This is a genomic window from Peribacillus sp. SRI_006 (assembly GCF_057586375.1).
Genome location: NZ_JBYCZT010000011.1, coordinates 17,115 through 30,632 on the forward strand (window position 1 = coordinate 17,115; position 13,518 = coordinate 30,632).

Below are 13,518 nucleotides of genomic sequence, written 5' to 3' on the forward strand. Positions count from 1 at the left end.
CCTTACAGTTCAAATTTCCGAATTTCACCTACTGCTCAATTAAAGCCTGCCAACTTCATTGACCGCTTTATCCAAACTTTTATCATAGGCTTGAAGCACCTTTTGACTTGCTTCAAAAGAGCGGTATGCCGACATCATTTCTGTCATCGTTCTCGATTGGTCAACATTGGAGCCTTCAAGAAAGCCCTGCTTAGTAGAAAAACCGACATCCGCAGCCGCGTATGCGCTAGGTAAATCCCCATCATTCACAGCCTTATATAGACCTTCGCCATCTTTCATGAGCTGTAATGACGGATCATCCGAATAACAGATCCCCAAACGTGCGATTTGAACATTTCCTTCTAAAATAACACCGTTTTCCGCTACTGTGAATCGATCGCTATCAAGCTGGATCTTTTCATTATTTTCGTTCAATACATAATGACCGGACGGCGTAGTCAGATAACCTTGCCCATCCAGGGTGAAACTGCCGTTACGCGTATAACGGATAGCACCATCGCCATCCTGGACAGTAAAAAACAACGAGCCTTGCCGACCCGTTTCCTCATTGATCGGTAGGTTTTCATCAACAAGGGAAATATCCGTATCAAGCTGGGTTTCCTCCAATGTTCCCTGGGTAAATAAGGGATTAGCCTGTACGTAAACACCCGTACTCAGCCCCTCAACCTGGGAAAAGCTGGACATGCCCAATTTGCTCTCCGTGGGCACCGTTTCACCACCCATGCTGCTTATGAGCATTTCCGGAAAAGACCTTACACTCAATTGATCCGCTTTATACCCTGTTGTATTCGAATTGGACATATTGTTTGTGAGTAATTCCGTGTGCCTTTGCTGTGCAAGCATCCCGGAAGCAGCCGTATAAAAACCTCTTAACATCTTCTTCACTCCCCAATCTACATAACTTATCCGTTCAATATCTCATATCTATCTTATCGGTCATGAACATCAGTATCTTAAGGAAAAGGAGAAGCATTAGGCAGAAGAATTTGTCATATCGTAGGTTGGGTCAAATTTAAAGGAATGGTGTTAAAATCTCGACTAAAAGAAGAGGGCCTATTGCTCATCAGTACTGGAACTGCACGCACTTTCACTATGCCTCACGTTTGTCTGAACCTTAGACCCCTATCTTATGATGCGGATTTCCACCCGCTTTTTAGTTGAATTTGTGCCGTGGCAATTTATCCATATTATCAAGCATGATACCTGTTCCGATTGCTACACAATCCATTGGATGTTCGGCAACGAGTACTGGGACCTTAAGTTCTTCAGCAAGAAGTAAATCAATCCCGTGAAGCAGGGCTCCCCCGCCTGTTAAAATGACGCCGCGGTCGATGATATCAGCAGAAAGCTCTGGCGGCGTCCGCTCAAGTACGCTTTTTGCAGCTTGTACAATGATGGAAACCTGCTCGCGAAGTGCCTCCTCAATTTCTTCAGAATTGACCGAAATGGTTCTAGGCAATCCCGATACCATATCACGCCCACGGATATCGATGACTTCATTACGAGATCCAGGGAAGACGGTTGCAACCTGGATTTTAATGTTCTCCGCTGTACGTTCACCAATCAGGAGCTTATACTTCCGCTTGATATAATGTAATATTTCATTATCGAATTTGTCACCGGCCATTTTAATGGATGAAGATGTAACGATATCCCCCATTGAAAGAACGGCAATATCCGTTGTACCCCCGCCAATGTCTACGACCATATTGCCGCTTGGTTGAAAAATATCCATACCGGCACCGATTGCGGCCACTTTCGGCTCTTCTTCAAGGTATACTTTCTTCCCGCCGCTTTTTTCGGCAGCTTCTTTAATCGCCTTTTGTTCGACACTTGTTATGTTGGTCGGGCAGCAAATTAAAATTCTAGGCTTTGAAAGAAAGCCTTTCACATTCAATGTATTGATAAAATGCTTAAGCATCGATTCTGTTACATCGAAATCTGCAATGACACCGTCTTTTAAAGGACGGATTGCGATGATGTTTCCTGGAGTACGGCCTACCATTTTTCGAGCTTCTTCCCCGACGGCAAGAACACGGTTCGTATTCTTATCAATCGCGACTACCGAAGGCTCATTTAACACAATTCCTTTACCTTTGACATGTATAAGAACATTGGCTGTTCCAAGATCTATCCCAATATCTCTAGCAAACATTTCTTAAATCCTCCTTGAATATCCTCACATATAACCTACTTCTGTCCTAATTGTTTATTTTACCATATTGCATTGACACAAGTAAGTATGAATTATAAATAAACACTAATACAGACTATTATTTCCTATTTTGACAATATGTAAAAAAAATCAATGCCTTATGTACCACCTTACCGTATTTTACCATTAAAAAAAATCCCGGCATGGAACCGCATCAAGGTTAAGAAAAAGCTGACACTCACTTTCATGTCCCCTTATTCATTCCCCGATAGCCCGATTCACTTCCAATTGCCGGAATGATTCAAGTATCATTTAACGATTTCTTCTTCTCTTTCAGAACGTTTGTATTTTAATTTTGTCGCTTCTCCACCTCTAAGGTGACGAATGGATTTATGATAATCCAATATATCCTTCACTTCGTTAGCCAAATCAGGATTAATTTCTGGCAGCCTCTCAGTTAAGTCTTTATGCACTGTGCTTTTAGAGACTCCGAACTCTTTTGCAATGACACGGACTGTTTTTCTAGTTTCCACGATATACTTTCCTATCTTGATAGTTCTTTCTTTGATGTAATCGTGCACACCACTCGACCTCCCCAAATTGGATGTGAGAAGTGTGAAATGAGATTCGTATTTTTCGAATCGAATACCGCTGCCCTATAAACAATGAAAGATAGAATTATTCACCTATTAGATAATTTGTAATAAACGATTCCTCACCTCAAACACTCTCTTTGCATGGTTTATAACATCTTATTAGCTTGGTTAAGAATATATGCCTAATGGGACAGGAGGTTTGGATTTATTTCTGATTTTTCATCTGTTTACTTTCATTAAACGTAAATTATTTCCCGAGAAATTTGTCAGAAATTCAAAGGTTTCAGCATATTGGCCAATATTTCCCCGAAAGAAAAAAAGAAGCCGTTCAAAGTGAACGGCCTCCTTTTACCAAATTTTCAGTTGTTGTCATTCGTAACGCTCTAGGTTTTTGTTTTGATTTTATTAAAAATCTTAATCTTAATTAGATTGATTTAACGAATCTTTTAAGGAATCGCTTTCTTCAGTTGTATCTTCACCAGGGACAGAGCCTTCCTCGTCAGTGCCACTCTCTAAATCAGTGCTCTCGTCAGTTTCATCAACTGCAGGTGTTTCTTCTTTGTCAGCTTCAGACCCTTCGACTGCAGGTGTTTCTTTGTCAGTTTCTGATCCTTCGACTGCAGGTGTTTCTTTGTCAGCTTCTGATCCTTCGACCGCAGGTGTTTCTTCTTTATCAGCTTCAGCTTCAGTTGCAGATTGAATCGCAGAAGCTTGTTTATCAACAAAATCAAGCGGGTTTAACGCAATGTTATCTTTTCTGATTTCGAAGTGGACATGTACGCCAGCCTCTTCATTGATTTGGCTTTTTCCGGCTGTAGCAATTGCTTGTCCTTGTTTCACTTTGTCACCGACTGCAACCTTAATGTCTTTAACAGATTGATAACGAGTAACAACACCATCTTCATGCTCTACTTCAACTAAATTTCCAAGTAACGCATCGTCTTGAACTTTCGTTACATTTCCACTTAAGGAAGCTTTTACATCGAAAGACTTTCCATCTTCCATTGCAATGTCTATACCTTTGTTTTGCTCATATCTATTGTTGTAGAAAACCAATGCTTCTTCTTGTGCCTTTTCATCCGCATTCACATCATAAAACTGTTTCTTGATAACCGATTTGTCTGCATCGGCCACAGGCATCTTGATTGTCTCAAGATTGCTATTAACCTCTACAGAAGGCTCACCATAGTTTTTTCCTGTTTCAGCCGATTCCTCTTTGCCATCTTTAGCTGAATCATTAAAACTATTTTGTAATAAGAAGGCCGCGGCTAAGATTAAGGCTGCACTTGCGATATAGATTGCTGATAATGCCCAACGTTGTTTTAGTATACGTCGGATTGTGGAAGTTGGTTTCTTTTCTTCCTCTCTCATATTAATCACCTCAGCAATCATTCTGAACATTTTGTTAAAATTATATACATTCAGGAAAAATTTTTTTTAGATTTATTTTGTGGAAATGAAACCGATTTTATTCGTAGAATGGTAAAATGTTTGGTATCTTACTGTTGAAGGATGTTTAAATCATGAAAAAAGCTTTTAAACTTGTGTTAACGTTATTGCCTTTTCTATATATGATTGCCATTTGGATAATGTCGAGCAACCCCGATGATATGATTCTTGATCTTCCCTCATCGTCATTTGACCGATTTATCAAAGAGGCACTTCATTTGGTCGAATTTGCCCTTTTGTATATATTATTTGTTTCGGCACTTGCTGCACACCAAAAACTGAGACCTGGTTTAAGCCTGTTGGCTGCCCTTGTAGCTTGCCTTTATGGAGTGATTGATGAATACCATCAATCTTTCGTCCCGTACCGCTCCTCCAGCATAATAGATGTCATTAAAGATATCATTGGGGTAGCTGCAGTTTATTTTCATGTCCAATATCATTATTTCAAGCGTAAACGGGGCTTTTTGACCTTTATAGAAAAATTAAACGAAAAGAAATGAGAGATGGGAATTCCCATCTCTCATTTCTTTGCCGTCATCGTATTCAGCCACTTACTTGAAGACTGAACTTTGACGCCTTTATAATAATATTTCACGATGTCTTCATAGGTTTTCCCTTCCCTGGCCATGCCATTAGCACCGTATTGGCTCATTCCAACTCCGTGTCCAGATCCTTTTGTCGTGATCACAATCCGGTTGCCTTGACGCTCCCAGTCAAAATCGGAAGATGTCAGCCCGAGCTTCTCACGAATCTGTTTTCCTGTCATTTTCTTTCCTCCGATATCCACTACACCTACGCGATTACCTGATGTTCTTTCAATGACAGTTCCTATGGATGTTCCCGAAGAAAGACTTACACCCAATTTTCTCTCAAAATCTGCAGTAGCGACTACTACTTTATTATAAAACTTTGGTGATTCTTCTTTATCCCATGGACTGGATACACTTTTTAAATAGGGGAATTCGGCTTGCCAATAGTCCTCGGAATTCTCCGTATAGCCATTGCTTGTCGAAAAAAAAGTGGCAGTAATCGGTTTTCCTTCATAGGTTAAGATTTGACCTGCCGTTTCTTTTATGGCCTTGTTAATTTTTTGCATTTTCCATTTATAATCAGAGCCCCACTGTTTTTTCAGCTCATCATTATTCTTATAAACTTGGTGCATGACCGTATCGCTTACATCGGCACCATCGGGCAAGCCTAATCGACTTTCGCTTATGAGCTGATTGACAATATAGGTTCTCGCCGTCAACGCTTGTGCTTTCAGCGCTTCTTCTTCAAAATCTGCTGGCATTTCAGCTGCAACCACACCACTCAAGTACGATTCAATTGGCAGTTTTTCAATCCTTTTTGCTGATGTGCGGTAAACGGCAACTTCTACGGAACTCATTTCATTTGCCGCTACCTCTTTGCCCTCACTCTTCCCTTTCTTTTCCAACTGCTCGGTTAACTGCCCACTTGTCTTATCATTTGAAAATGGAAGCACAAGCACTGCCGGAATCATGATAATTACGAATGCTACTGCTATGAATAGTACGACCATCGGTTTGATTGCTTTCAAATTCCTGAGCCTCCCTACACTTGTTCTCTGCCGTATTATCGTATCCAGCAGGTATCTTTACATAACAAATGTATGTCGAAGGACAAGCATTTATGAATAGAAAAACGACAACTATTTAACTGTCGGCCAAGAATCCGGAACATGATAAAAAAAACCATTCACGGTTCGGAGACTCGAACGTGAATGGTTTTATAAGCTACTTATGCGTTTAAATCTGCAATTTTTGTTTCAGCAGGCACATCTTCGTTAATACGTTCCACATCAGCACCTAGAGATGCCAATTTACCATGGAAATTCACGTATCCTCTGTCAAGATGCTTTAATTCTGTAACTCGTGTAATGCCATCTGCAACCAATCCAGTCAGGATGAGCGCTGCAGCGGCACGTAAATCTGTTGCAGCTACTTCAGCACCTTGAATGTTAGTTGGACCATTAACGATAACGGAACGGCCTTCTATTTTAATATTGGCATTCATGCGACGGAATTCTTCAACATGCATGAAACGGTTTTCGAAAACGGTCTCCGTAATCATACTTGTTCCTTCAGCACGCAGTAATAATGCCATCATTTGCGATTGCATATCAGTCGGGAAACCAGGATGCGGCATTGTTTTGATGTCAATGGCCTTCAAGGTTTTTGGACCGATAACGCGTAATCCATCTTCTTCTTCAAGAATTTTAACGCCCATTTCCTCCATTTTAGCAATAAGGGAAGTAAGGTGTTCAGGTACAGCTCCTTGAACAAGAACATTGCCGCCAGTAAGAGCGGCCGCTGTCATGAATGTACCAGCTTCGATACGGTCAGGTATAATCGTATGTTCAGTGCCATATAATTTATCGACACCTTCGATTCTCATCGTACCAGTACCGGCACCTCTGACTTTGGCACCCATTTTATTAAGGAGATTCGCAAGATCTACAATTTCAGGCTCTTTGGCCACATTTTCAAGAATCGTAATACCTTCAGCAAGCGTAGCAGCCATCATGATGTTTTCGGTGGCACCAACACTTGGGAAGTCAAGATACACTCTTGCACCCTTAAGTCTGCCTTCTACCTCGGCATCAATGAAACCATTGCCGACCTTCACTTTTGCTCCCATCGCTTCAAAGCCCTTTAAATGCTGGTCGATAGGACGTGATCCGATGGCACAGCCACCAGGAAGAGCAACGCGGGCCCGGCCATTCCTTGCTAGTAATGAGCCCATCACTAAAACGGAAGCTCTCATTTTACGTACATATTCAAATGGTGCTTCTTCTAATAACTCTCTTGATGCATCTACAGTTACTTGATTGTCATGAAAGGCAACATCTGCATTTAAGTTGCGCAATACTTCATTGATTGTATATACATCGGAGAGCGTAGGAACATCTTTAATGATACTTTTCCCATCACTTGCTAATAATGTTGCAGCGATAACTGGCAAAACGGCGTTTTTAGCACCTTCTACTTTAACTGTCCCGCTAAGCCTTTTTCCGCCGCGGACGATGATTTTTTCCAAAAGTATTCCCCTCCGCGTCCATTTTCTCTATATTAATATTCAAACGTTATGATTGGTGTGCCAACTACAAAGTTCGTTCGGTCACCCAATCCTTCTGTCCGTAGCCCAAACTGCAAATTTAATTTTTCTTTTGTCAAAGGTTGTTTAAACAAAGTTGAATGTGCAGATATTGATGTAAAGTTTGTTTCGTGCACACTCTCAATTTCCCTTGCTTGGAACATATCTAACAGGTCTTCAGTTTTAGAGTTTAAAACCGAATCCATATTATCATTGATAGACCCTTTAATACAAGAAAAAATTGTAGGAGTTCCTATAAATAGGTCATTCACCCTGTTTTGGAACGTAGCGGTAAAAAAGGCATTATTGGCTTTCTTCCACTTTTTCCCCTTCACTTCGTAAATAACATAGGTAACTTTATCAAATTTCTCTTCCGTTGTCATTACTTTGATAGACTCGGTCAGACCTGAATCGACATTGTAAGTTAATGCCTCAGCCTTCCAGCCGGAAGCATCATCTTTCCGATGCCATTGAAATTGAGGGTATTTTCGTTTTAAAGCTGTAACTTCGCTTTCAAACTCTTGTTTAGTTGTAATCTCTTTATTTATTTCTCTAGTGAGTACAGACCAATCCCCTATGTCTAAATCTTTATCTTCCTGTAACAGTCCCACCATTTTAACTATATCTGGTTTACTTTCTGCCACAATCGTACTATTCCCAATTAAAATCACCGTCAAACCGAGAAATACTATGTATGTTAACATTTTTTTATTTAAAAAATACATGTTAAATCCCTCCCCTTTTACACATTCTTTCCATAAGGAGAGAGATCATACTTCGAGTTTTCCGACAATTGGTGACACCTTCCCCTTAAACTTGCAGGAAGCAATAGCGAATACAAGAGTAGAATCATATTTTGCTATAAGAATATTCTTACAGCTTATCAGTCATTACTAAACATATACGGAAGTTGGTTTGCAAATCCCAGGTAGTCGAGGAAGAAATTACTTACAACTGAACCGATGGCAACCGTTAATAAAATATATAATACCCTGGCCTTGATGACCGAATTGGATCTTAACATTTTATCAAAATGTAATGCCTGTAAAGCCCACCAGGTAACTGCGATGAAAAACAAGTGTGCAATTATTCCTGTCAAAGCCTGCTGTCCCATTGCTGAAAACATGTACATACCTCCTAAAAGACACCCGAGTTCTATTCTAACACAAAACCCCTTCATATTTGGAATTAAAAAGGAAGAATTGCAAAATATCTTTTTAAAACTGTAAATAGAGGCTTGATCCAATGGAACAAGCCTCTGATACAGGCATTATATCATTTACTCGAAATAAAGTCTGTAAAATCACCAAATTGATCATGAATAAAATCAAAGGCAATATTTGGCGCCACCCCGAAAAGTATGGTGCCTATTACGCATATGATCAATACGATGTGAAGACCCGGACGAATTTTAATGACCTTCTCTGAATGAATCGGTCGGAAAAAGACCTGCACCAATAATCCGAAATAATACACATAGGACACAATGGTACCTGCAATCATGATTCCCGCAAGGACGAAATGTCCAGGCTCCGTTATGAATGTCCCAAGAAAAATATTGAGTTTGCCAATGAAACCTGTCGTCCCGGGAATTCCAGCAAGCGACAGGATGAATACGGTGAATGCCATGGCAAGATACGGGGATTTCCTCCCCATTCCTGCAAGAATGCTGATATCTTCGGACCCACTTTGACTGGAGAGCAGCTGAATGACTGCAAATACACCGATATTCATTAATACATAAGCCATTAGGTAAAACCAGACAGTATCAAGCAGGAAATATCCCCCGCCCAATGTTGCCACCGCCACAAGCAGGTAACCCGCATGAGCGATGCTTGAATAGGCAAACATTCGTTTTAAATTTTGCTGCCTTAACGCAACCACATTTCCAATGATGATCGTCAGCCCCGCCAATGAAGCTATATAAATATTATTTTTATCCAAAAAATCTAGCGCCCCGAACGTATCACCGGAAGCTGTTAGGAACAACGAAAGAAAAAGGCGCAGGATGATGACGAAACCCGCCATTTTCGAAATTACACTCAAGAAGGCTGCGACCGGTGTCGGTGCCCCTTCATAGACATCCGGCGCCCACATATGAAACGGTGCGGCAGCTATCTTGAAGGATACACCGACAAATACCATGAAGAAAGCGAGCCCCATGATGTATTGCAGCTGCCCGTCGGTCATCGCAGCCATCGTCCTGCTCATTTCGCCTAGATTGACGGAACCGGTCACTCCATATAAATAGCTCATCCCGAATAAAGTGATTGCTGTGGAAATGCCTCCGTTTATCACATACTTCATGGACGCTTCGTTGGACTTCCGATCATGCTTGCGCATTCCGACTAATATATAAGACGAAAGTGAAAGAAGTTCCAGTCCAACGAACAGCGTGATCAAATCACCGCTTGAGGACATGACCATCGCTCCAAGCAAAGCGGTCAGGAACAGATAATAAAATTCCCCCCGGTGCTCCCGCAGCCCCTCTCGCGGTTCATATCCTTCAGCCAGAAGGATGATCAGGGCCGCTCCGAATAATAGAAGCAGCTTAAAAGCTTTTGCAAATGAATCTAAACGAAACGTATCGGATAAGATACTGACTGTCTCAAAGGACAGCAGGCTAATCAGTGACAAACATGCCAAAATGATTCCGGTTAGCGCGAGCCATGCCAGTTTTCTCCGATTAAAGTGCTTCGGCCAGAATAAATCCAGTATCGAAAGAATCATGGTCGTTCCAAGAATGATGAATTCCGGCATCATCGCTCCCCAATCATAAGAAAGCATCGTGTTCCAATCCATCCTTCATCGCCCCCCTAGAGCAAGCATCATGGCTTCAATCGTTCCTTGAAGAGGCCCGCCTAACAAATTTGGGTATACCCCAACAGATATTATCAAACCGAGAAGAACCAACGCCGGCAAAAACTCCCAGCCCCTTAGGTCCCATTTCTCTTTTTCTATCAAGCTATCATTTTTCCCGAAAGTCATAAGCATGACCGCCCTCAGTACATAAACAGCGGTTAATACCAGTCCGATCACCCCTATTGCCGCAAGCAACGGCTGACTCTTGAATAAGCCAAGAAATACCATGAATTCACTGATGAAACCGGACATGCCAGGCAAACCGAGTGAAGCCATCCCAGAAGCTAACATAAACCCTGAAAAAATCGGCATCGACTTGGCCAGCCCTCCAAGCCTAGGAAGCATCGTGGTTCCTGTACGCTCATACAACGCTCCAATCAAGAAAAACAACAAAGCAGCAATTAGCCCGTGTGAGATGACTTGAAAAATAGCTCCCTGAATGCCCGCTTCATTCAAAGCTCCCAGCCCCATCATGACGATACCCATATGCGAGATTGATGAATAGGCTAAAACGAGCTTGAAATCCGTTTGTACCAATGCCAGAAAAGCACCATATAAAAAACTGAGGACCCCAAATAGGACTATGGTAAAGGCCAAGCTTTTATATTGTTCAGGAAATATCCCCATTCCAAACCGGATGATTCCGTACGCCCCAATTTTCAATAAGACACCGGCATGTATCATGACTATGGATGGAGGTGCTTCTGCATGGACCCGCACCATCCAGCTATGAAAGGGAAAGACCGGCAGCTTTATCGCAAATGCCACGAGAAATGCAAGACATAAACCATATTTCATCGAACCGGATATGGGTGCAAAAAGCGAAACGCCGCCCATTGTCATCATCTGTGTCAATGCTGTAATGTTGGTCGTACCTGTCCTGGCAAACAAAATCAAAATGGCCACCAATAAAACAGCCGAACCAATGCCATTATAGATCAGAAAACTATAAGAAGCTTTCTCCCTCTCCAGAAAGCCCCATCTGCCAATCAAAAAGAAAGCAGGAATCAAAGTCATTTCGAAAAAGATGAAAAAAAGGATCAAATTTTCTGCCGTGAAGACACCGAGCATTCCAATCTCCAGGATCAAAAATAATAAATAATACCCTTTCCATTCTTTTTTTATATAAATGGATGCGATTGCGGCCAGTGATGAAATGATTGTTGTCAGTAATATGAAGATGAGACTTAAGCCATCCAGCCCCAACTCAAAATCAACCGTGAAGAGCTTGGGATCATACATCTCCAAATTTCCAAACCTGATCCAATTCAACTTAATGTCAAATATGGATAGGGCCACACCCGAATAATATTGGCTGCAAAGAAAGAATGATAGGAAAAGGGGAGGCAGTGTTCCGAAAAAACCAAATTGTTTAATCGTCCTTTCCTCTTTTTTCGGCATGAGGGCAACCATCACGATGCCCAGCAGCGGTGAAAACACTAAAAGCGAGAGCAAATAGACATTCATCTTAGATACCCCCCAGTTACTGCAAAAATCACCAACAGTACCGCAAGTCCCAGAAAGGCTATCATGCCATATTGCTGTACCTGTCCCGTTTGCAGTTTAGACCCTATTTTCCCCAATCCTTCTATTGAACTTGTTACAGTGGAAACAAGGCCACCGACAATGAACCTTTCAATATAAGATAGGAATATACTAAAGCCTTTGATTGCATAGCCTGCAGTAAAATGATAAATCTCATCAATGTAATACTTATTTTCCAAAATCCTATAAACCTCGGAGTTTTCTTTGACAAGCCATTCCCGAGATAACTTCTTTTTAACGTATATCATATAAGCAAGGTAAATCCCGGCCAGCGACACAAGCACGGCCATCAACATTATCCAAACGGGCCCCTCACTATGTCTGGCGCCTAGAAGAGCTTCATTACCCTCCACAAGCCACTCCCCAAGAAAAGTTCCAAACCACGGTGTTTGGATATACCCACCGATTACAGCAAGCAAAGCCAATGCGAGCATGGGAATTAGCATGATGAAAGGTGATTCCTTGACCTGTTCTGCCTGACTGCGCGAATCACCTGCAAACATCATGAAAAACAGCCGGAACATATAAAACGCAGTTAAAAAGGAGGTAACCACCGCTAGACCAAACAATATATAACTACCATTCTCCCAAGCTGCCATTAGAATTTCATCTTTACTGAAAAAGCCCGAGAGCAACGGAAACCCCGATATCGCCAACGTGCCAGTCAAGAACAGCGGACCGGTCCAATTCAACTTGCGCCATAAGCCGCCCATTTTTTCCATATCCTGTGTATGTATAGCATGAATAACACTGCCTGCTGCCAAAAACAGCAAAGCTTTAAAAAAGGCATGGGTCATTAAATGAAACACCCCGGCCACATATCCCGAAGTACCCAAAGCAAGCATCATAAAACCAAGCTGAGAGATGGTCGAATAGGCCAATACACGCTTAACATCCTTTTGCACTATGGCAATGCTTGCGGCAAGTATGGCTGTAATCCCACCTGTTATGGCCACTACCTGCATCGCAGCAGAACTAGCCATGAATAACGGAAACATGGCCGCCACCAGGTATACCCCTGCAGCAACCATGGTTGCTGCGTGTATCAATGCGGAAACCGGAGTCGGGCCTTCCATTGCGTCCGGAAGCCATGTATGAAGTGGAAATTGTCCAGACTTCCCAACCGCACCGATAAAAATCAAAATAGCAATTAATGTCAGTTTTTCACTTGATATCATGCCCGACTGAACGGCTTGAAAGATCTCTCCATATTCAAAGCTGCCTGTTTCCCAGAATAGCAGAATGATGCCGATTAATAGCCCTACATCCCCAATCCTGGTCATGATGAATGCCTTCTTCGCCGCAGCCTTAGCCTCCAGTTTATAAAAGTAAAAACCAATGAGCAGGAAAGACCCCACCCCGACCAATTCCCAGAAGATATAAAGTTGTAATAAATTGGGGGCCATGACTAGTCCAAGCATGGCAAAGGTGAAGAAGCCCAGATAAGCATAAAAAATGGAGAATCGCACTTCACCCTTCATATACCCCTTCGAATATATCTGGACAAGCAGGCTGACAAGGGAAACGACCACAAGCATCAAGGCATTGAGCTGATTGATTTCGAATCCAGCTGAAAGTTGCGTCCCTCCGAAGGAAAGCCAATCTATCGATATATTATAAGTAGGTTCTTTAAATCGCTCGATCAGGACAAGCAACGATAAAACGAACGAAGCCACTGTACATATTATTCCTATAAAAGCGCCTCGTTCCCGCAACCGCCCGCCTGATAGAAGCAGAACCAGAAACGTGACGAGTGGAAAGATCGGTATGAGCCATGCGTGCTCCATCATCGTATCA

12 protein-coding genes are annotated in these 13,518 nt (G+C 42.0%); 1 reads left to right on the forward strand and 11 read right to left on the reverse strand.

Annotation, left to right across the window (positions count from 1 at the left end; genetic code table 11):
* Window positions 1–39: 39 nt before the first annotated feature.
* The 4 genes from AC2YHV_RS16760 to spoIIQ all read right to left on the reverse strand — a co-directional run bounded on the left by AC2YHV_RS16760 (window position 40) and on the right by spoIIQ (window position 4,122).
* Window positions 40–876, reverse strand: coding sequence for a flagellar hook-basal body protein (locus AC2YHV_RS16760; RefSeq protein ID WP_487373658.1), 837 nt, complete (start codon window positions 874–876; stop codon window positions 40–42).
* Between the two features lie 277 nt (window positions 877–1,153).
* Window positions 1,154–2,155: a rod shape-determining protein gene (gene mreB, locus AC2YHV_RS16765; protein ID WP_098187446.1), complete on the reverse strand. Its 1,002-nt coding sequence runs from the start codon at window positions 2,153–2,155 to the stop codon at window positions 1,154–1,156.
* A 308-nt stretch (window positions 2,156–2,463) separates the two neighbouring features.
* A complete protein-coding gene (spoIIID, locus tag AC2YHV_RS16770; RefSeq protein WP_034315767.1) occupies window positions 2,464–2,736 on the reverse strand; it encodes a sporulation transcriptional regulator SpoIIID in 273 nt (90 codons plus the stop codon).
* A 435-nt stretch (window positions 2,737–3,171) separates the two neighbouring features.
* Window positions 3,172–4,122 (reverse strand): stage II sporulation protein SpoIIQ, encoded by a 951-nt coding sequence (gene spoIIQ, locus AC2YHV_RS16775; RefSeq protein WP_095678744.1) that lies wholly within the window; start codon window positions 4,120–4,122, stop codon window positions 3,172–3,174.
* 152 nt (window positions 4,123–4,274) lie between these two features.
* On the opposite strand from spoIIQ, the gene AC2YHV_RS16780 reads away from it, so the two are divergent.
* On the forward strand, window positions 4,275–4,700 hold the full coding sequence (locus AC2YHV_RS16780; protein WP_057278178.1) for a VanZ family protein: 426 nt from the start codon (window positions 4,275–4,277) through the stop codon (window positions 4,698–4,700).
* 20 nt (window positions 4,701–4,720) lie between these two features.
* On the opposite strand, the gene spoIID is transcribed toward AC2YHV_RS16780, so the two are convergent.
* The 7 genes from spoIID to nuoL form a co-directional block, all read right to left on the reverse strand.
* Window positions 4,721–5,758: a stage II sporulation protein D gene (spoIID, locus tag AC2YHV_RS16785; RefSeq protein WP_223255874.1), complete on the reverse strand. Its 1,038-nt coding sequence runs from the start codon at window positions 5,756–5,758 to the stop codon at window positions 4,721–4,723.
* A gap of 200 nt (window positions 5,759–5,958) precedes the next feature.
* Window positions 5,959–7,257, reverse strand: coding sequence for a UDP-N-acetylglucosamine 1-carboxyvinyltransferase (gene murA, locus AC2YHV_RS16790; protein WP_095678745.1), 1,299 nt, complete (start codon window positions 7,255–7,257; stop codon window positions 5,959–5,961).
* A gap of 32 nt (window positions 7,258–7,289) precedes the next feature.
* On the reverse strand, window positions 7,290–8,039 hold the full coding sequence (locus tag AC2YHV_RS16795) for a YwmB family TATA-box binding protein (protein WP_057278179.1): 750 nt from the start codon (window positions 8,037–8,039) through the stop codon (window positions 7,290–7,292).
* Window positions 8,040–8,197: 158 nt separating this feature from the next.
* Window positions 8,198–8,440, reverse strand: a complete 243-nt coding sequence (locus AC2YHV_RS16800; RefSeq protein ID WP_034315776.1) for a DUF1146 family protein — start codon at window positions 8,438–8,440, stop codon at window positions 8,198–8,200.
* Between the two features lie 149 nt (window positions 8,441–8,589).
* The gene (gene nuoN, locus AC2YHV_RS16805; protein WP_057278181.1) at window positions 8,590–10,116 is read right to left on the reverse strand and encodes an NADH-quinone oxidoreductase subunit NuoN; all 1,527 of its coding nucleotides are present in this window, start codon (window positions 10,114–10,116) and stop codon (window positions 8,590–8,592) included.
* Between the two features lie 3 nt (window positions 10,117–10,119).
* A complete protein-coding gene (locus AC2YHV_RS16810; RefSeq protein ID WP_487373659.1) occupies window positions 10,120–11,643 on the reverse strand; it encodes an NADH-quinone oxidoreductase subunit M in 1,524 nt (507 codons plus the stop codon).
* A complete protein-coding gene (nuoL, locus tag AC2YHV_RS16815) occupies window positions 11,640–13,511 on the reverse strand; it encodes an NADH-quinone oxidoreductase subunit L (protein ID WP_487373660.1) in 1,872 nt (623 codons plus the stop codon). Before nuoL ends, AC2YHV_RS16810 begins: the two co-directional genes overlap by 4 nt.
* Window positions 13,512–13,518 lie beyond the last annotated feature (7 nt).